Source organism: Mycobacterium sp. NTMscope_MAC_12, assembly GCF_976985675.1.
Window position 1 is genome coordinate 3,069,887 of the sequence record NZ_CDRJYY010000001.1, and the last position, 19,818, is coordinate 3,089,704.

Annotated in this window: 15 protein-coding genes and 1 pseudogene; 8 read left to right on the forward strand and 8 right to left on the reverse strand. The window is 69.3% G+C overall.

The window, feature by feature from the left end; genetic code table 11:
• Positions 1-117: 117 nt before the first annotated feature.
• The 5 genes from AC0KS4_RS14060 to AC0KS4_RS14080 are packed head-to-tail and all read left to right on the forward strand — an operon-like array spanning position 118 to position 8,818.
• The gene (locus tag AC0KS4_RS14060; protein ID WP_238956180.1) at positions 118-2,292 is read left to right on the forward strand and encodes an acyltransferase family protein; all 2,175 of its coding nucleotides are present in this window, start codon (positions 118-120) and stop codon (positions 2,290-2,292) included.
• A gap of 59 nt (positions 2,293-2,351) precedes the next feature.
• On the forward strand, positions 2,352-4,547 hold the full coding sequence (glgX, locus tag AC0KS4_RS14065; RefSeq protein WP_238956181.1) for a glycogen debranching protein GlgX: 2,196 nt from the start codon (positions 2,352-2,354) through the stop codon (positions 4,545-4,547).
• A 3-nt stretch (positions 4,548-4,550) separates the two neighbouring features.
• Positions 4,551-6,872 (forward strand): malto-oligosyltrehalose synthase, encoded by a 2,322-nt coding sequence (treY, locus tag AC0KS4_RS14070; protein ID WP_238956182.1) that lies wholly within the window; start codon positions 4,551-4,553, stop codon positions 6,870-6,872.
• The gene (gene treZ, locus AC0KS4_RS14075) at positions 6,865-8,616 is read left to right on the forward strand and encodes a malto-oligosyltrehalose trehalohydrolase (protein ID WP_238956183.1); all 1,752 of its coding nucleotides are present in this window, start codon (positions 6,865-6,867) and stop codon (positions 8,614-8,616) included. Before treY ends, treZ begins: the two co-directional genes overlap by 8 nt.
• A 37-nt stretch (positions 8,617-8,653) precedes the next feature.
• A complete protein-coding gene (locus tag AC0KS4_RS14080; RefSeq protein WP_238956184.1) occupies positions 8,654-8,818 on the forward strand; it encodes a hypothetical protein in 165 nt (54 codons plus the stop codon).
• A 9-nt stretch (positions 8,819-8,827) separates the two neighbouring features.
• Here the strand turns inward: AC0KS4_RS14080 and AC0KS4_RS14085 are convergent, their stop codons facing one another.
• Entirely contained in the window at positions 8,828-10,156 is a 1,329-nt protein-coding gene (locus AC0KS4_RS14085) for an aminotransferase class I/II-fold pyridoxal phosphate-dependent enzyme (protein ID WP_238956185.1), read from the reverse strand.
• Between the two features lie 40 nt (positions 10,157-10,196).
• Here AC0KS4_RS14085 and AC0KS4_RS14090 point away from each other — a divergent pair, with 40 nt between their 5' ends.
• Complete coding sequence (locus AC0KS4_RS14090) at positions 10,197-10,868, forward strand: pyridoxamine 5'-phosphate oxidase family protein (RefSeq protein WP_238956186.1); 672 nt, start codon at positions 10,197-10,199, stop codon at positions 10,866-10,868.
• Between the two features lies 1 nt (position 10,869).
• Here the strand turns inward: AC0KS4_RS14090 and AC0KS4_RS14095 are convergent, their stop codons facing one another.
• The 6 genes and pseudogenes from AC0KS4_RS14095 to fadD11 form a co-directional block, all read right to left on the reverse strand.
• A complete protein-coding gene (locus tag AC0KS4_RS14095; RefSeq protein ID WP_225329700.1) occupies positions 10,870-11,775 on the reverse strand; it encodes a phosphatase PAP2 family protein in 906 nt (301 codons plus the stop codon).
• A 15-nt stretch (positions 11,776-11,790) separates the two neighbouring features.
• Positions 11,791-13,083 carry a threonine ammonia-lyase gene (gene ilvA, locus AC0KS4_RS14100; protein ID WP_238956187.1) on the reverse strand — a complete coding sequence of 431 codons (1,293 nt, stop codon included), beginning with the start codon at positions 13,081-13,083 and terminating at the stop codon, positions 11,791-11,793.
• Positions 13,084-13,124: 41 nt separating this feature from the next.
• Positions 13,125-13,259: pseudogene (locus AC0KS4_RS14105) on the reverse strand (nitroreductase family deazaflavin-dependent oxidoreductase); the annotation flags it as partial.
• 81 nt (positions 13,260-13,340) lie between these two features.
• Positions 13,341-14,126, reverse strand: a complete 786-nt coding sequence (locus AC0KS4_RS14110; protein WP_238956188.1) for a DUF6065 family protein — start codon at positions 14,124-14,126, stop codon at positions 13,341-13,343.
• 88 nt (positions 14,127-14,214) lie between these two features.
• Positions 14,215-16,107: a lysophospholipid acyltransferase gene (locus AC0KS4_RS14115; RefSeq protein WP_225329704.1), complete on the reverse strand. Its 1,893-nt coding sequence runs from the start codon at positions 16,105-16,107 to the stop codon at positions 14,215-14,217.
• A complete protein-coding gene (fadD11, locus tag AC0KS4_RS14120) occupies positions 16,104-17,927 on the reverse strand; it encodes a fatty acid--CoA ligase FadD11 (protein WP_225329705.1) in 1,824 nt (607 codons plus the stop codon). Before fadD11 ends, AC0KS4_RS14115 begins: the two co-directional genes overlap by 4 nt.
• A 100-nt stretch (positions 17,928-18,027) precedes the next feature.
• On the opposite strand from fadD11, the gene AC0KS4_RS14125 reads away from it, so the two are divergent.
• Positions 18,028-18,873: a class I SAM-dependent methyltransferase gene (locus tag AC0KS4_RS14125; RefSeq protein ID WP_225329706.1), complete on the forward strand. Its 846-nt coding sequence runs from the start codon at positions 18,028-18,030 to the stop codon at positions 18,871-18,873.
• Here AC0KS4_RS14125 and AC0KS4_RS14130 read toward each other — a convergent pair.
• Complete coding sequence (locus AC0KS4_RS14130) at positions 18,870-19,268, reverse strand: helix-turn-helix domain-containing protein (protein ID WP_225329707.1); 399 nt, start codon at positions 19,266-19,268, stop codon at positions 18,870-18,872. The genes AC0KS4_RS14125 and AC0KS4_RS14130 overlap by 4 nt on opposite strands.
• A 60-nt stretch (positions 19,269-19,328) precedes the next feature.
• On the opposite strand from AC0KS4_RS14130, the gene AC0KS4_RS14135 reads away from it, so the two are divergent.
• A complete protein-coding gene (locus AC0KS4_RS14135; protein ID WP_225329708.1) occupies positions 19,329-19,787 on the forward strand; it encodes a PPOX class F420-dependent oxidoreductase in 459 nt (152 codons plus the stop codon).
• Positions 19,788-19,818 lie beyond the last annotated feature (31 nt).

The window sequence follows — 19,818 nt, forward strand, 5'->3', positions numbered from 1 at the left end:
CCGGTCTGACCCGGTAATTCCCACGGTCGTTCGCTGCCTTCGGGCGCCCGCCACCTGCTCCCCCGCCGCGCGCGGTCGGGAACGGGTGGCGGGTTTTGGGTAAATTAGCGATCGATCATGCAGACCCCGACACGTTCTTCCGCACCGGTCGCCGCCACCGATCCGGGCGCTGAGGGGGCGCGCACGGCGGGATCGTGGGGATCGCAGGGGTTCTATCGCCACGACCTCGACGGCTTGCGCGGCATCGCGATCGCGCTGGTGGCCGTCTTCCACGTCTGGTTCGGCCGGGTCTCCGGCGGCGTCGACGTGTTCCTGGCGCTGTCCGGATTCTTCTTCGGCGGCAAGGTGATTCGCGCCGCATTGAACCCGGCGGTGACCTTGTCGCCGGTGGCCGAGGTGATCCGGCTCGTGCGTCGCCTGGTTCCGGCCCTCGTCGTCGTGCTGGCCGGATGCGCGGTGCTCACCATCCTGGTTCAGCCGGAAACCCGCTGGGAGACCTTTGCCGACCAGAGCCTCGCCAGCCTCGGCTACTACCAGAACTGGGAGTTGGCCAACACCGCGTCCGACTACCTGCGGGCGGGCGAGGCCGTCAGCCCCCTGCAGCACATCTGGTCAATGTCGGTGCAGGGCCAGTTCTACGTCAGCTTCCTGGTACTGATCGCCGGCCTCGCCTACCTGTTCCGGCGCGCGCCCGGCGCCCGGTTGCGGACCCTGTTCCTGGTGGTGCTGAGCGCGCTGACGGTGGCCTCGTTCGTCTACGCGATCGTCGCGCACCAGGAGAACCAGACGGCCGCCTATTACGACAGCTTCGCCCGCGGCTGGGAGTTGCTGCTGGGCGCCCTGGTTGCAGCGCTGGTGACCCGCATCCGCTGGCCCATGTGGTTGCGCACGGTGCTGGCCACGGTCGCGCTGGGCGCGGTGCTGTCGTGCGGGGCGCTGATCGACGGCGTGCGGGAGTTCCCGGGCCCGTGGGCCCTGGTGCCCGTCGGCGCCGCCATGCTGCTGATCCTCGTCGGGGCCGGCGTGACGGGCGAGGGCCGGTTGCCGCTGCCCAACCGGCTGCTGGCGACGCGCCCGCTGGTCGAGCTGGGCTCCATGGCGTATTCGCTCTACCTCTGGCATTGGCCGCTGCTGATCTTCTGGCTGTCCTACAGCGGCCACAAGCACGCCACGTTCCTCGAGGGCGCGGTGTTGCTGCTGGTGTCCGGGGTGCTGGCGTATCTGACCAACCGGCTCGTCGAGGACCCGCTGCGCTACCGCGCGTCCTCGAAACCGGCGCCCCGTCCGGCCGTGACGACGACCCGCTGGCTGGCCCGCGTCCGGCGGCCGACGCTGGTGCTGGGATCGGCGGTCGTGCTGCTGGGCGTGACGCTGACGGCGACGTCGTTCACGTGGCGTCAGCACGTCACGGTGTTGCGGTCGGCGGGCAAGGAGCTCAGCATCCTCAACCCGCAGGACTATCCCGGCGCGCGGGCCCTGACCGAACACGTGCGCGTGCCGGCGTTGCCGATGCGGCCCACGGTCTTGGAGGTCAAACAGGACCTGCCCGCCTCGACCAAGGACGGGTGCATCAGCGACTTCGTCAACCCGGCGGTGGTCAACTGCACCTACGGCGATGCGACCGCCGAGCGCACGATCGCGCTGGCGGGCGGTTCGCACGCCGAGCACTGGCTGCCCGCGCTGGACATGCTGGGCAAGCTGCATCACTTCAAGGTCGTGACCTACCTCAAGATGGGCTGCCCGCTGTCGACCGAGCAGGTCCCGCTGATCATGGGCAACAACGCCCCCTACCCACAGTGCCGCGAGTGGGTGCAGGAGACGATGACCAAGCTGGTCACCGACCGGCCCGACTACGTGTTCACCACGACGACCCGGCCGTGGAACATCAAGTCCGGCGACGTGATGCCGGCCACCTATGTCGGGATCTGGCAAACGTTGTCCGACAACAACATTCCCATCCTCGGGATGCGCGACACCCCGTGGCTGGTGAAGAACGGCCAACCGTTCGACCCGGCGGACTGCCTGGCCAAACGGGGCGCCACCGCGCAGTCCTGCGCGATCAAGCGGTCCGATTTGCTCTCCGACCGCAATCAGACCCTCGACTTCGTCACCCAGTTCCCGCTGCTCAAGGTGCTCGACATGTCGGATGCGATCTGCCGCGCCGACGTCTGCCGACCGGTCGAGGGCAACATCCTCGTCTATCACGGCGCCCATCACCTGTCCCCCACGTACATGCGGACCATGGCGCCGGAACTGGGCCGCCAGATCGCCGACAACACCGGGTGGTGGTGAGCCGCCTCGCGGACAGCCGTACGTTCGTGAGCACCCCGCGGCGCGGATAAGGTCGAAACGTGTCCACCAACAATTCCGCTTCAGAACCAGGCGGTCACCAACAACCCAAACTCGCCACCGTCTGGCCGGGCAACCCGTATCCGCTCGGGGCGTCCTACGACGGCGCCGGGACCAACTTCTCCCTGTTCTCCGAAATCGCCGAGAAGGTCGAGCTGTGCCTGATCGACCACGGGGGCGGCGAGTCGCGAATTCCCTTGGAGGAGGTGGACGGATACGTCTGGCACGCCTATCTGCCAAACATCAACCCGGGCCAGCGCTACGGGTTTCGCGTCTACGGCCCCTTCGACCCGGCGGCAGGTCACCGCTGCGACCCCAGCAAGTTGTTGCTCGACCCGTACGGCAAGGCCTTTCACGGCGATTTCACGTTCGGCCAGGCGCTGTTCTCCTACGACATGAAGGCCGTCGACGGCGGCGACGCCGACGGGGCCGACCCGGGAACTCCCCCCATGATCGACTCGCTGGGCCACACCATGACCAGCGTGGTGAGCAACCCCTTCTTCGACTGGGGATCCGACCGCGCCCCGCTGACCCCGTACCACGAAACCGTCATCTACGAGGCGCATGTCAAGGGCATGACCCAGAACCACCCCAGCGTCCCCGAGGAGCTGCGGGGCACCTACGCCGGCCTGGCCCACCCGGCGATCATCGACCATCTCAAGTCGCTCAGCGTCACCGCCATCGAGCTGATGCCGGTCCACCAGTTCATGCACGACTCGCGACTGCTGGACCTCGGATTGCGAAACTACTGGGGCTACAACACCTTCGGGTTCTTCGCCCCGCACAACCAATACGCCGCCAACCGCAACTCCAGCGTCGCCGAGTTCAAGTCCATGGTGCGCAGCTTCCACGAGGCGGGCATCGAGGTGATCCTCGACGTGGTCTACAACCACACCGCCGAGGGCAACCACCTGGGCCCGACCATCAACTTCCGCGGCATCGACAACGCCGCGTACTACCGGCTCGTCGACAACGACCTGCGGCTGTACAAGGACTACACCGGCACCGGCAACAGCCTCAACCCGCGCCACCCGCACGTGCTGCAACTGATAATGGACTCGCTGCGCTACTGGGTGTCCGAGATGCACGTCGACGGCTTCCGCTTCGACCTGGCCGCCACCCTGGCCCGCGAACTGCACGACGTCGACCGGTTGAGCGCGTTCTTCGATCTGGTGCAGCAGGATCCGATCGTCAGCCAGGTCAAACTGATCGCCGAGCCGTGGGATGTCGGCGAGGGCGGCTATCAAGTCGGAAACTTCCCGGGTTTGTGGACCGAGTGGAACGGGAAGTATCGCGATACTGTGCGCGATTACTGGCGGGGCGAGCCCGCAACCCTGGGTGAGTTCGCCTCCCGGCTGACCGGGTCGTCGGACCTGTACGAGGCGACCGGCCGGCGCCCCAGCGCCAGCATCAACTTCGTCACCGCCCACGACGGCTTCACGCTCAACGACCTGGTGTCCTACAACGAAAAACACAACATGGCCAACGGGGAGGACAACCGGGACGGGGAAAGCCACAACCGCTCGTGGAACTGCGGCGTCGAAGGCCCCACCGACGATCCCGACATCACCGAGCTGCGCTACCGCCAGATGCGCAACTTCTGGGCGACGCTGATGGTCAGCCAGGGCACGCCGATGATCGCCCACGGCGACGAGCTCGGCCGCACCCAGAACGGCAACAACAACGTGTACTGCCAGGACTCCGAAATCTCTTGGATGGACTGGTCTTTGGTCGACAAGAATTCCGACCTGCTAACATTCGCACGCAGGGTGAGCGCCTTGCGCAAGCACCATCCGGTGTTCCGCCGGCGCCGGTTCTTCGAGGGCGAACCGATCCGAAGCGGCGACGAGGTGCGCGACATCGCCTGGCTGAATCCGAGTAGCCGCGAGATGACGCGCGAGGACTGGGGCGAGAGTTTTCACAAGTGCGTGGCCGTCTTTCTCAACGGTGACGCCATCACCGCGCCGAACGCCCGCGGGGAGCGGGTGGTCGACGACTCATTCCTGTTGTGCTTCAACGCCGGCGAGGATCCGGTGGAGTTCTCGATGCCGCCCGACGACTATGCGAAAGAGTGGACCGTGGAACTGGACACCAACGAACCGACGGGCCTCAAAGAGGGGGGCGACCACGTGGTGACCGCCGAAGAGAAGGTGTCGCTGCCCTCACGCTCGCTGCTCATCTTGCGTAAGACGCTGTGACGCATGGATTTACCCATCCTGTCCACCTATCGGCTGCAGCTGCGTGGTGAATCGAGCGGGTCCGCGTTCACCTTCGCCGACGCGGAAAACCTGCTGGACTACCTCGACGACCTCGGGGTGACGCACCTGTACCTGTCCCCGATCATGACCGCGACCACCGGGTCGAGCCACGGCTACGACGTCACCGACCCCACGACCGTGTCCCCCGAGCTCGGCGGCCGCGACGGCCTGGCCCGGCTGTCGGCGGCGGCCCGCGCGCGTGGCCTCGGCCTGGTCGTCGACATCGTGCCCAACCACGTCGGAATCGACCAGCCCCGGCAGAACCCGTGGTGGTGGGACGTCCTGCAGAACGGCCGTTCTTCGCCCTACGCAACGTTTTTCGACATCGACTGGGACCTCGACCAGGATGGCCGCATCGTGCTGCCGGTGCTGGGCTCCGACGACGACGTCGCCGACCTGACCGTCGACGGGGACCTGTTGCGGCTCGGCGATCTCGCGCTACCGATCGCGCCCGGCACCGTCGGGGGCACCGGCCCCGAGGTGCACGATCGTCAGCACTACCGGCTGGTGGGCTGGCGCAACGGCGTGTGCGGCTACCGCCGGTTCTTCTCGATCACCTCGCTGGCGGGACTGCGCCAGGAAGACCGCGCGGTCTTCGACGCCACCCACGCCGAAGTCGGTCGCTGGTTCGCCGAGAGGCTCGTCGACGGGGTGCGCATCGATCACCCCGACGGTCTGTCCGATCCGTGCGGATACCTGGCGTGGTTGCGCGCGTTGGTCGGCCCACAGGCCTGGATCGTGATCGAGAAGATCCTGGCCGTCGACGAGGCCCTCGAGCCCACGCTGCCGGTCGGCGGCACCACGGGTTACGACGTGCTGCGCGAAATCGGCGGCGTCTTCCTGGATCCGCAGGGCGCCCCGGCGCTGACCGCCCTGGTGGAGTCCTCCGGCCTGGACTATGACGCGTTGCCGGGCATGCTCGCCGACCTCAAGATCCGTTCGGCCACCGACACATTGGCCAGCGAGCTGGGCCGGCTGCGCCGCAGCATCGTGGCCGCCGCCGGCGTCGATCACCCGCTGCTGCCCCAGGCGGTGGCCGCGCTGCTCACCCACCTCGGGGTCTACCGCAGCGACTACCCCGGACTGGTCGCGCTGCTGCCCACCGCCCTGGCCGAAACCGAGGCGGCCGCACCGGAATTGGGGCCGGCCCTGCAGGTGCTGGCCGCGGCGCTGGCCCGCGGTGGTGAGCCGGCCACCCGGCTGCAGCAGCTGTGCGGGGCCGTCACCGCCAAGTCGGTCGAGGACTGCCTGTTCTACCGCGACGCCCGGCTGGTTTCGCTGAACGAGGTGGGCGGCGAGCCGCACCGCTTCGGGGTCGGCGCGGCGGAGTTCCACCACAGCGCCGCCACCCGCGCGCGGTTGTGGCCGCAGACCATGACGACGCTGACCACCCATGACACCAAACGCGGTGAGGACGTGCGCGCCCGGATCGGGGTGCTGTCCCAGGTGCCGTCGCTGTGGGCCGAGTTCGTCGCCCGGTGGGAGAACCACGCCCCCTCCCCCGACCCCGCGACCGGACAGTTCCTGTGGCAGAACATCTTCGGCGTGTGGCCGGTGGGCGGTCCCGAAAAAGGAAAAGCCACCGAAGAGCTTCGTGGCCGGCTGCACGGCTACGCGGAGAAGGCCATCCGCGAGGCGGCCTGGCACACCTCGTGGAACGACCCGGACACCGCCTTCGAGGACGCGATACACCGCTGGCTGGACACGGTGCTCGACGGCCCCGTGGCCGGCCAGCTGACCGAGCTTGTCGCGCAACTCAATCCGCACGCCGCCAGCGACGCGCTGGGGCAGAAGCTGCTGGCGCTGACCGTGCCCGGGATACCGGACGTCTACCAGGGCACCGAGCTGTGGGACGACAGCCTGGTCGATCCGGACAACCGCCGCCCCGTCGATTACGCGGCCCGGCGCGCCGCCCTGCAGGCGTTGCAGCACCCGAAGATCCGGGTCGTCACCACCGCGCTTCGCGTGCGCCGCGCCCACCCCGACAGCTTCCTGCACGGTGGCTACGAGCCGGTGCTGGCCAACGGCGACGCCGGCGATCACGTGCTGGCCTTCCGCCGGGGCTCAAATGGCGGAGACATCGTGGTCGCGGTGACCCGCTGGACCGTGCGACTGGCCGAAACCGGCTGGGGCAACACCGTGTTGCCGCTGCCGGAGGGCACCTGGAAGGACACGCTCACCGGGGCCGTCGCGGACGGGCCTACCTCGGCGGCCCAACTGTTCGCCGAGCTGCCGGTCGTGCTGCTGGAGCGACACCATGACTGATTTCCAGGTCTGGGCACCCAAGCCCGAGGTGGTTCGGCTCGACGTCGACGGCCGGGTGCACGCGATGACGCGCTCCGCGGACGGCTGGTGGCATGCGAGCGTGGACGCCGCGCCGGATGCCCGCTACGGATACCTGCTCGACGACGACCCCACCGTGCTGCCCGACCCGCGCTCCCCGCGCCAGCCCGAGGGCGTGCACGCCCGCTCGCAGCTGTGGGATCCGGCCGCCGCGGCGTGGACCGACACCGGGTGGGCCGGCCGGTCGGTCGAAGGCGCGGTGATCTACGAGCTACACCTGGGCACGTTCACCGGGGCGGGGACCCTCGACGCCGCCGTCGAGAAGCTGGACTATCTGGTGGATCTCGGCGTCGACTTCGTCGAGCTGATGCCGGTGAATTCCTTTGCGGGCAGCCATGGTTGGGGTTACGACGGAGTGCTGTGGTACAGCGTGCACGAGCCGTACGGCGGCCCCGACGCCCTGGTGCGCTTCGTCGACGCCTGCCACGCGAAGGGTTTGGGCGTGCTGATCGACGCGGTGTTCAACCACCTGGGCCCGTCGGGCAACTACCTGCCGCGGTTCGGGCCGTATCTGTCCTCGGCGAGCAACCCGTGGGGTGAGGGCATCAACATCGCCGACGCCGACTCCGACGAGGTCCGCCGCTACATCATCGGTTGCGCGCTGCGCTGGATGCGCGATTTTCACGCCGACGGCCTGCGGCTGGACGCCGTCCACGCGCTGGTGGACACCACCGCCATCCATATTCTCGAGGAGCTTGCCACCGAAACCGATTGGCTGGCACAGCAGTTGGGGCGCCCGCTGTCGCTGATCGCCGAGAGTGACCTCAACGACCCGCGGCTGATCACCCCGCGCGATCGCGGCGGTTACGGCCTGACGGCGCAATGGGCCGACGACATTCATCACGCGATCCACACCGCGGTGTCCGGCGAGCGCCAGGGCTACTACGGCGACTTCGGCAGCCTGGCCACCCTGGCGCAGACGCTGCGCCAGGGTTTCTTTCACGCCGCGACGTATTCGTCGTTCCGGCGTCGCCGCCATGGCCGCCCGCTCGACACGACCCAGAAGTCCGGCATCCCGGCCACCCGGTTGGTCGCCTACACCTGCACCCACGACCAGGTCGGCAACCGCGCCCTGGGGGATCGCCCCTCACAGAACCTGACCGGCGGCCAGCTGGCCATCAAGGCCGCCCTGGCGCTCGGAACCCCGTACACCACAATGCTTTTCATGGGCGAGGAATACGCGGCCTCCACGCCGTTCCAGTTCTTCAGCTCCCATCCCGAACCGGAGCTGGCCCGGGCCACCGCCGAAGGACGCAAGGCCGAGTTCGCCGAGCACGGCTGGGACGCCGACGAGATCCCCGACCCGCAGGACCCCGAGACGTTCGCGCGCTCCAAGCTGAACTGGGACGAGGTCGACACGGGCGAGCACGCCCGGCTGCGCGGGCTGTATCGCGACCTGATCGCGTTGCGGCGCACCGACCCGGACCTGGCCGACCCCTGGCTGGAGCACCTCACGGTCGACTACGACCAGGACCACGGCTGGATCGCCGTGTCGCGCGGGCGGTTGCGCATCGTGTGCAACCTGGGCGCCGAGCCGGTGCGGGTTCCGGTCGGCGGCGACGTCGTACTGGCCTGGGAGGAGCCGGCCGTCGATGCCGACGGCGCTGTGCTGCAAGGCCATTCGTTCGCCATCTTCGCGGCGCCCGTCGGGGCTGTGGATAACTGAGTGGCGGCCGCGCGGCGTCGCCCCCGATGATGCGGCCATGAGTCATTCTGAATTCGGTCACAAGCTGCGGCGGATCTGCTCGCACAATCCGGCCCGCCGCGGCATCCACGCTCGGCGCACCGTGCGCCGCGATACGCCGCCCAACCCCACCATCGAGCCGTTGTGGACCGGCCCCGGGCCCGGCGACGACGACACCGCCTGACCCGGCCGGCTACACGCTCGACCGGCCGGTCGGACGCACGGCCTGGGCGATCGCGTCGGCGAGTGGATCGATCTCCTCGGGCGCCAGGTCCGAGATGGTGAGCCGGATGCCCGCCGGCGACTGCATGCGGAACCGGGCGCCGGGCGCCGCCGCCCAGCCCGCGCCGAGCAGCCGCGAGATCGCGACCGCCTCGTCGGGAACCGGAACCCACACGTTGAGCCCGGAACGCCCGTGCGCGTCCAGACCGCGCTCGGCCAGGGCGTCGCACAGCCGCGACCGGCGGTCGGCGTAGCGCCGCTCCGCGCCGGCGACCAGCTCGGACGCCGCGTCGTCGGACCACAGGCCCACGGCCAGCCCCTGCAACAAGTGGCTCACCCAGCCCGGCCCAAGCCGCAGGCGGCCGTGCACCCGCTCGATGGTCCGGCGGTCACCCGCCAGGACGGCCACGCGCAGGTCGGGGCCGTAGGCCTTGGACACCGAGCGGACGAACGCCCAGTGGGTGGTGCAGCCGGCCAGGGCGTGCAGCGGTACGCCGGCGATGCCCGCGCAGTGATCGTCCTCGACCAGCAGCAGCTCGTCGGCCCGTGGGGCCAACACCTGACGCAGGCTCTCGGCCCGATCCGCCGACAGCGCGGCGCCGGTCGGGTTCTGCGCGCGGACGGTCAGCACCAGCGCGCGCACCCCGCGCCCCAGCGCCCGGGCCAGGTCGGCGGCCAGCGGCCCGTCGTCGTCCACCCGCACCGGCTCGGCCGAAAGCCCCAGGGCGGCAAGGAGATCGAGCAGGTTGGCCCACCCCGGGTCCTCGATGGCGACCCGATCGCCGGGACGCAGATGCGCGGTGAGTGCGCGTTCGATGCCATCCAGCGCGCCGCTGGTCACCGCCAGGTGCTCGGCGGGCACCCCGTCCGCGGACAGCGCGCGGCGGGCGAACTCCTCGAGCGCCGGCTCGATCGCCGGCTCGCCGTAGAGCACCGGCGCCGCGGGCGCCGGTCCGGAAGGGGCGGCGCCCGCGATGGGCAGCAGGGTGGGGTTCGGGTTGCCGGTCGACAGGTCGCGCACGCCCGCGGGCACGTCGAGCCCGAGCAGCGAACGCGGGGTGGTCGCCGGCCGGTGTCGCACCCGGGTGCCCCGGCGGCCGGCGGTCTCGACCGCCCCACGATCGCGCAGCAGGCGGTAGGCCGCGGCGGCGGTGTTGGCGTTCACGCCGAGTTGCGTGGCCAGCTCGCGGACCGGGGGCAGAGCGTCGCCGGGCGCCAAAGAGCCTGCCGAGATCGCCGCTTCGATGCTGGCGGCTATGGCGTCCGCGCCGCTTCCAGTTATGCTGTTTTGTACTGGCACGCAATTAATTATGTACTAGAACAAACATGAGGGCAATTCCGTGGAAACCGCATACTCACCCACGCCACGCACCACCCCGACCCGCTATCGGGAGCGCGCCCGCTACGACCGTCGCACCGTCCACGACATCCTCGACGAGGCGCTGATCTGCCACCTGGGCTACCTGAGCGCCGGCCGCCCGGTGGTCTTGCCGACGACGCATGCCCGACTCGATGAGACGCTCTACCTGCACGGTTCGACCGGCGGCGGCCCGTTGCTGGCGGCGAAGGCGGCCGGGGCATCGGGCGCCGGCCTACCCGAGTGCGTCACCGCCACTTTGGTCGACGGGCTGGTGCTGGCGCGCTCCGCGATGCACCACTCGGTGAACTTCCGCTCGGTGGTGGTGGTGGGGAATGCGCGCGTGGTCGACGACCCGGCGGAGAAGTCGCGGGCGCTCGGCTGCCTGCTCGACCACATCGCGCCCGGGCGCGCCGCCGACTGCCGGGCCCCCGACGCGCGCGAGCTCGCCGCGACCGGGGTGCTCGCGCTCGACCTCGTCGAGGTGTCGGCCAAGGTGCGCAGCGGCCCCCCGGTCGACGATCCGCGTGACCTGCCGCTGCCCCACTGGGCGGGGGTGGTACCGCTGAGCCTGGCTGCCGGGACGCCGATGCCGGCCGACGACCTCGCTCCCGGCACTCCAGCGCCGTCCTACCTGGGCAGGCGTCGAGGCTGACTCACGCCGCCGATTGCCGGTCGCGCGCCCGCCGGGCGTTGTCCCACCAGGTTCCGACGAGCATCACGGCGCCCGCCCAGGCCAGGCCCAGCATCCAGCCCGAGAGCACGTCGCTGACGTAGTGGACACCCAGATACACCCGCGAGAACCCGATCCAAAACACCGACCCGATCGCGATCGCCCACACCGCCACGCGCCCGGTCCACCCGCGGACCAGCCAGCGGGTCAGCAGCCACGCGGAGATGACCATCATCGCGGCGGTGCCGGTCGCGTGTCCGGAGGGAAACGAATACCCGTCCGCGTCGACGAGCGCGAAAGGCAGGGGCGGGCGGTTGCGCCCCACCAACGCCTTGGCGGTGAAGAGCACCAGCGGAACCCCGGCGCCGCACACCAGCGCGAGCACCACCGGCCGCCACGACCGACACCGCCACCCGGCGACGAGGGAAATCGGGAGGGCGAGCGCAGCCAGGAAAAGCGGGCCACCCGCGTGAGTGATCACCCGCAGCACGGTGGTCAGCCACAGGTCACGGTGGGACGCAAGCCACCGGGTCACCGGGTGGTCGATCACCGCGATGCCGTCGCCCTCGAGCACGTCGTCGAGCACTTCGGTGAAGCCGACCGCCAGCATCACGACGACGGCCAGCCCGAGCAGCAAGGCGACGCCGGCGATCTCGCTCACGGGCAACCGGCGGGCCAGTGCCCGCCCCCTGTCGCCGATCCGGTCGCGCGCCCACGCCAACGTCTCGCCGATCACGGCGGCGCCCGAGACCCGGTCCCACCACCGTCGCAGCAGGCGTCCGCGCCGGGCGACCCAGATGGCCGCCCACACCAGCAGCACGAGCGACACGATGGTGGCGGCGCTGACCAGCCCGAAACCGGAGGCACCCGGTCCGTACGGCTCGTGCATGTATCGCGGCCCCGGTTAGAGCAACAGGTAGCGGTAGGCGGGCGACCCGGGTTTCAGGGTTTCGACGTGCAGCTCCGTCGCGCGCATCCGGGACAGCAGGCCGTCCAGGTCGGCCGACGATCCCAGCTGGATGCCGACCAGCGCCTCGCCGGTCTCCCGGTTGTTGCGCTTGACGTACTCGAAGAGCGTGATGTCGTCGTTGGGTCCGAGCACCTCGTCGAGGAACCGGCGCAGCGCGCCGGGCTCCTGGGGGAAGTCGACCAAAAAGTAGTGCTTGAGGCCGAGGTGGACCAGCGAGCGCTCCAGCACTTCGCCGTAGCGCGAGACGTCGTTGTTGCCGCCGGAGATCAGGCACACCACCGTCGACCCGGGCTCGATATCGGCGTCCAGCAATCCCGTCACCGACAGGGCGCCCGCGGGTTCGGCGATGATGCCCTCGTTCTGGTAGAGGTCGAGCATCGCGGTGCACACCGCCCCCTCGTCGACCGCGGTGATCGACACCATGTCGCCGGCGGCCGCCAGCGCGGCGTAGGTCAGGTCTCCGGCCCGCCGCACCGCGGCGCCGTCGACGAACTGGTCGACGTGGTCGAGCGTCACCGGCTCGCCCGCGGACAGGGCGGCCATCATCGCCGCGGCACCGGCCGGCTCGACGCCGAGCACCGACGTGTTCTCGGTCCGCTCGGCGAGGTAGCTGGTGATGCCGGCGATGCAGCCGCCGCCGCCCACCGGGACCACCACCAGATCCGGCTCGGTCTCGAGTTGATCGAGCAGTTCGACGGCGATGGTGCCCTGGCCCGCGATGGTGCGCAGGTCGTCATACGGCGGCACCAAGGTGGCGCCGGTGCTTTCCACGTCGGCCAGCGCGGCTTCGGCGGCAAGGTCGTAGGTCGTGCCGCCGACGATCAGGTCGATGAACTCCCCGCCGTGGTAGCGGATCCGGTCGCGCTTTTGCATGGGCGTCTTGGCGGGCACGTAGACGCGGCCGTGCACCTGCAACATCCGGCACGCGTAGGCGAAGCCCTGGGCGTGGTTGCCCGCCGACGAGCACACCACACCCGCGGCCAGCTCCGTCTCGGACAACTGGACCAGCAGGTTATAGGCGCCGCGCAGCTTGTAGGAGCGGACGATCTGCAGGTCCTCACGCTTGAGATAGACCTGCGCGCCGGTGATAGCCGACAACCGGTCGCTGAACTGCAACGGGGTCGGCGTCACGACGGCCGCGATCCGCTTGGCCGCGGTGTCGATGTCAGCCCCGGAAACGAGACGCGACGACGCGACGCTCGGGGGACGGCTCAATTCAGCGGACACTGATTAATGGTGCCATGCCAGCTGGCCAACTCCGGAATTCAGCCGACGGTGGTCAGCAGGATGATCGGCTTGCCCTTCATGTCGGCGGCCTCGGCTCCCCCCGACTCGGCGTACTTGTCGGCTTGCTCGCGGGACCAATCCCAGGGCGACGGCTCGTACTCTCCGGAAAGCGGCATGTGACCAAGTTTAAGCGCGGCGCGCGGGACGCCTTTGCCACATCGGTCGCGCCGGCGGGAACGCCGCGCGGTGGTTTCGCGCTAGTCCGGCTGCTCGGGTTGGGGCGCGTCGAACGGACGAAGGCGGCGCCGCGTCTGGTGGTCGTCCGCCCCGGTCTGGCCGTCGGCGTGCCTGCCCCGGGTGTAATCGCCCTGCCACGGCACCCGCTCGCCGGCGGCGCCGCCGGCCTCCTCCTGCTCGCGCCCCAGCGCGCCGCGTGAGCCCAGGAAGAACTCGTGCTTGCGGTGCAGTTCTTCGTCGGACTCGATGGGCCTGAGCTCGGGCACGAACTCTTCCAGCTCGGCCCGGCGCTGCGGAACGATCATGCAGATCGGCTCGTCGACCTCGAACCGCACCGGCATGAATTCTCGGGTGAATTTCCAGTTCATGCTGAAACTCGAACTGGACCAGTCGGTTTCGACGATTCCTTCCAACGCGGAGATGGCGTCCTTCGGATGATTCGCGGGCCCGCGCACCAACAGGTTGTAGCCCGGCGGGGTGCGAAACAGCATCGGCAGATGCCAGGTCAAGATGCCGTAGCCGAAGTGGCTGGAGGGCAGGAACTGGCCGCTCTCGCGGGTGTCGGGCGCGATCATCAGGCTGGTGCGGTCGTCCCCGCCCATCCACGTCGCGGTAAACGCGTTGCGGTTGCGCACTTCCCAGCCGCTCTGATTGGCGATGAGCATCGGCAGGCACCGGTGGGGCCAGCCCTGACGCATCTCCGACATCCACGTCCGCCCGATCGGCGCGGGGGTGATCTGCGGCGCGATCTCATGGGTGATGTACCCGATCAGCGGGCGGGCCTGCCCGGCGGACTTCTCACTCATCAGATCCTCGCTTCACCGATAGGGCCCACGCACTATCGCGACCAAACGTTAACGGTCCGTGAACCCCGGCGCCGCGCGAAAACTTCGACTATCGCGTTCTGGCCAGCTCCGCGATGGTGTTGACGCGCCGGACTGCGGTGGCGATCTCGTCGGCGAACTCGCGCCGGCGTCGGGCGATGTCCGGCTCCGCGACGCCGTCGACCAACTCGCGATGCCGGGCCAAGCGCAGCGCCGTCTTGAACAACTCCATCGACCGCGACTCGGCGCTGGCGATCCTGCGCTGCAGCTCCCACTGCTTGCCGACCTCGAGACACTCCGCGAGAAACGCGTCCTCGTCGAACGATTCGTCGTCGTAGGCGGCGAGCCGGTCGGCGACGATGTGGTAGGCGTCGAGGAAGGGGCGCAGCACGAGGTGCGCCAGCAGGACGTCGGCCTTTTCCAGCAGACCGCGCACATCGGCCGCGCGGGCCGCCTTGCGGGTGTCTTCCACCCGCCCAATCAGGCGCACCTCGTCGGCGAGTTCCTTCTCGAACTGCGCGCGCGCCGAGAACAGAAACTCGAATTTCAGCAGCTCGCGCAGGCGCAGCGCCTCATCGCGCACAGCCGTCGGCTGGACCAGACCCTCCACCGAGCCCTCGGCGTCTTCGACGGCGGCCAGCAGCGCGGTCTCGGCGATCGCGCGGTCGACGACGATGTGAATGGCCGCGTTGCGGTAGAACGCCGCCACCAGGTGCTGCTCGGCCCCGATGCCCCAGACCGGTTCAGTGCCGGCGTCGTACACGCTGACGACGCCGGAGGCGACCAACTGGTGCAGGGTCCAGCGGATGGTGGAGCGGTTCGTCAGGTCGGCGGCCCCGGCAACCGTCCAGTTGCGCGCCGCGATGTAGCTCGCCAGCGGCCGCACGGTCGCCAGCACCTCGCTGATGGACAGTGAGCGGTCGGCGCCCAGCAGCGCGAGGCTCACCACCGCGGTCGGGGTGACCGGCGTGGCGCGGTTGATCCGGTGCTCGACGTCCAGCGCGATGCGTTCGATCTCGGTGCTGGCGCCGGACTCCTCTGCGCGCAGCTCCTCGAGGCGCTTGCGCAGCGGCAGCGGTTCACCGAAGTCGAGGTAGGCGCGGCCGAGCCGCTCACCCTGCTGGCGCGCCAATCGGATCAGGAAGCGAAAATCTTCGGGCCGCTTCGTCGCGCCGTAGGCCTCGGTGGTCATGGCTTCCACCTCGTGCAGCTGGTCGTACACGATCGACGTCGGCACCAAATACACCTCGGGACCGTCGATTTCGTCGACGGCATCGGCGATGTAGCGCAAGATCCCGAACACCGGCGGCCGCAGCTTGCCCGTCCTGGTCCGGCCGCCCTCGATGGACCACGTCATGTTGGCGTGGTCTTGCACCAGCTGCGCGGCATACGCGCGCAAGACGAAGCGGTAGACGGGAATGTCTTTGGTCTGGCGCCGGATGAAGATTGTCCCGGTGCGCTTGGCCCAGGCGCCCATCGGGAAGAAGTTCAGGTTGGCGCCGCCGAACGTGAGCGCCGGCGAGAGCCGGTTGGCCTGGATCACCTCGGGCAACAACAGCCCGTCCAGATACGAGCGATGCGAAAAGGCAAACGCCAGAGTGGCTTTGCGGTCCAGTTTGCGCAGCTGGGCGATCTGATCCTCGTCGACCAGCACGTCGTAGGCCCGCATCAGCCAGCAACTGAAGCTGCGCCAGGCGCGCACCGCCCGCTCGTCCAGCGAGGGCGCCATCTCCCGCAGGTAGGACGCGGCCTCGGCGCGCACGGCGGGAAGATCGCGGCCGAGGTCGTCGGCCAGCTTGCTCAGCCGCTCGTCATACCATGGGGCGCCCAGCAATTGGGCGACCTCGGCGGGGTCGGTCGCCAGCGGTGTCGTCGACTCCTCGATGAACCCGGTGCGCTGCAACAACTTTCGCATGCCGACGCGGCCGAGCTCCCGGGCGCTGCCCGCCGGCCCGCCGATCATGCCGGCACCGTTGCGGCGTCGGAGGGCTCGTGCACCTCCGGGTGCGGGTCACGGGCGTAGAGCTGTTCGATCTCGTCGGCGTACTTCGTCATGATGGGCTTGCGCTTGAGCTTCATCGTCAGCGTGATCTCGTCGCCACCGGGCTCCCACAGCGTCGGCAGGATGCGGAACCGCTTGATCTGTTCCACCCGCGACAGTTTCGCGTTGCCCGCCGCCACCCCGGCGGCGATCTGGGCGACGACCTCCGGGTCGGCCGCCAGCGCGGCGGGTGACGCGTCGGGCAGTCCGTGTTGGGCGGCATACGGGCCAACAGAGTCGGCGTCGAAGACCATCAGCGCGGTGTTGTAGGGCCGCCCGTCGCCGATGGTGATCATCACCCCGACCATCGGGCACGCGGCCAGGATGGCGTTCTCGATGTTGGCCGGCGACATGTTCTTTCCGGCCGCGTTGATGATCAATTCCTTCTTCCGGTCCACCACCCGCAGATAGCCCTGCGCGTCGGCCTCGAGAATGTCGCCGGTGTGCAGCCACCCGTCGGCGTCGATGGCCTCGGCCGTCTTCGCCGGTTCCTTGCGGTAGCCCTTCATCACCAGCGGGCCGCGCACCAGAAACTCGCCGTCGTCGGCGATCTTGCCCTCCAGCCCGGGGAGCAGCTTGCCGACGGAGCCCAGCCGCGTGTCCTTCGGATGCGCCACGCTGGCAGCGCAACTCAGCTCCGACATGCCCCAGACCTCGCAGATCGGGATCCCGATCCCGGCAAAAAACGCCAGCGTCTCCCGCGGGATGGGCGCCGCTCCCGATACCGCCCAACGCAGTTCGCCGAAGCCCAGCCGCTCGCGCAGCTTCGACAACACCAGCTCGTCGGCCTTGGCCCATTCGGCGGCCAGCTCGTCCGGCATCGCCGCACCGGCCACCAGGACGTCGGCGCGCCGGGCGGCCACCGACATCGCCCACTGCAGCGCCTGGCGCCTGACGTCGTCCGTCTCGCTGGCGATGGTGAATTCGATTCCCGCCTTGAGCTTTTCCCATATCCGCGGCACCGCCGCCCAGACGGTGGGCCGCACGTCGGCCAGCGCGGCGGCGATGGCGCGCGGGTCGTCGACCACGGTGACCTGGGCCCCGAACACCTCCAGGGAATACAGGGCCATCATCCGGTCCGCGATGTGCGCCGGGGGGAGGTACGACGTGGTCCGATCCCCGAACCGGCTGCCGAGAACGGTGTCCAAGCCGTACGACTCGAACAGCAGGTTGGCGTGGGTCATCTCCACGCCCTTGGGGTTTCCGGTGGTCCCGGAGGTGTAGATGAGGGTGGCGACGTCGCCGAGTTGCACCGCCCGCCAGGTGGATTCGAAGTCGAAGTCCTCCTGCGCGGCGGCATAAAGGTCGTTTACCGAAAGGGTGCCGGGCGGCGAACCGTCGATGCAGACGATGTGCTCGATGGGTGCGCCGCTGGCGCGGATGCGGTCCACGTACTGCGCCTCGCAGATGGCGACCTTGGTACCGGCATTGTCGAACAGATACGTCAGCTGCTCGGCCGGCAACGTGTTGTACACCGAAAACGATGTGGCGCCGAGGTGTTGGGCGCCGATTTCGAATGGGTAGAACTCGATCCGGTTGGCCATCATCAGCGATACCGTGTCGCCCCGCCGCAGCCCCAGACCCGCCAGCCCGGCGGCGACCTGGCGCACCTGCGTCGCGAGGTCTCGCCACGTCAACGTCTGGGTGTCGCCGGGTGTGCGGAGCGCGACGGCATCCGGGTCGATCGCGGCGGTGCGCTGGAACGCCTCGCACAGGGTGGCCGGATGCGCGGCTGTCGTCATTTCCGTAGCGTACGTCGGTGGTCAGCGGGCACGGAATACATTGGCCGAAGTCTTCGGTGCGGCAACGACGCCGCTCAGGCCACCGAGTACGTTGTCGATCATGCCGTCCGATCCGGGTTTTGACGCACACGAGCTTTCCCCACTGGAGCAGACCGCGTTGCTGACCCAGTACGCGCGAGCGCTCGACAGCCGTTGGCCACGGCCCATCCTGGGCGACACGCTCGCCGACGACACCGTCCGCAAGATCGACTACGACTTCGCCGCGCTCGGCATCACCAGGAGCGTGGTGTGCCAGTCGGCCCTGCGCGCCAAGATGCTCGACGAGCGGGTCCGGGTTTTCACTGCCGCCCATCCCGATGCGGTCGTCGTGGACCTCGGCGCCGGTTTGGACACGGGCCTGTTTCGGGTCGCCCCGCCCGCCACGGTGGACTGGTACAGCGTCGACCTGCCGGGTGTCATCGCGTTGCGCGACAAGTTGCTGCCGACGAGCCGGCAGGCTCACTCGATCGTTGCATCGGTGGCCGACGAGAGCTGGCCGCACACGATCCCCGGCGATCGGCCGACCATGGTCATCGCGGACGGGCTGTTCGCGTTCTTGTCCGAGCCGGTGATCGTCGGCGTCTTCCGTCGCATCACCGAGCACTTCAACTCCGGGGAGCTGGCCTTCAACGACTACGGGCACATCGGTTGGTTCAGCCGGCTTGCGATCAAGCTGGCTCCACAGCAGATGTTCAGCCAGGTCGGTGCGCAGTGGGGCTATCCGGGCTTCAAAGACGCGCGGGTGCCGCAGACGTGGAATCCGCGGTTGACGCTGGTCGAAGAATCCAGCCTGGCGCACGCTCCTGAGGTCGAGTTGTTTCCGGGCTGGATTCGGTTGGCTACCAAGGTGTCCGGAAAGTTCAAAGCGTCTGCCCGTAAAGCGCGGATACTCCGTTACCGGTTCTAGCCGGCTCCGGCCGGTCGTGCGGTGTGAATGCCGCAGGTGCAGGCGTCTATTGAGGGGCAGGTGCAGCGCATCCCCCACTCGATGACGGCCCGGGCCCGGGCCAGCGACTCCAGCTGGGCGTCGATCTCGGCGAGTTTCGCCTCGGCGAGGGCGCGGCTGGCCGGCCGGCCCGGCGCGTCGTCGGCGAACAGGAGCTGGATTTCGTCGAGCGAGAAGCCCGCGGACTTGCACAGCGCGATCACCTCGAGCCGGGACAGAATCGAGTCGTCGTAGCGGCGCTGACCTCCCCGCCGCGTCGGCTCGGGCACCAGGCCGATCTGCTCGTAGTAGCGCAGCGTCGTCGCGGCGACCCCGGTTTCGCGGGAGATCTCTCCGATGGTGCGGCCTCCGGCCATCGCGCCTCCCGAGGATCCGATGCTTGACTTAGAGCCAACTCTAAGTCCTTGACTGTGGTTATGGCTATCCCCTCACGCCCCTCACGAGCGGACCTGGACGGTTCCCGCTACGCCCTGCTCCGGTCCTTCCGCCGCGACGGCACCCCCGTCGACACCCCGATCTGGTTCGCGTTCGACGCCGGCGGGTTGCTGTTCCGAACGAAGGTGGGCCCGAAGACGCGGCGGCTGGCCGCGCGCGGCGACGTCGAACTGGCGGCCTGCGATTACCGCGGCCGGGTGCGGGCGGGCGCACCGTCCTGGCTGGCCGGCCGCGCCACCGTCCTGTCCGGCGCCGACGCCGAGCGCGCGAACCGCGTGCTGCACCGGCGCTACGGCTGGCAGTGGAACGTCGTGCCGCTGATCAAGGTCCCGGGCGTGACCAACGTGCACCAGGATCTGTGCGTGCGCGAGAAGCTGCGGCGCGCCCGCGACCGCGCGGTGTGGCCGGACAGCGTCATCGTGCGGGTGGAGCTCACCTGAGCGTTTGCGAGCGTGCGCGTTTGTACGACGA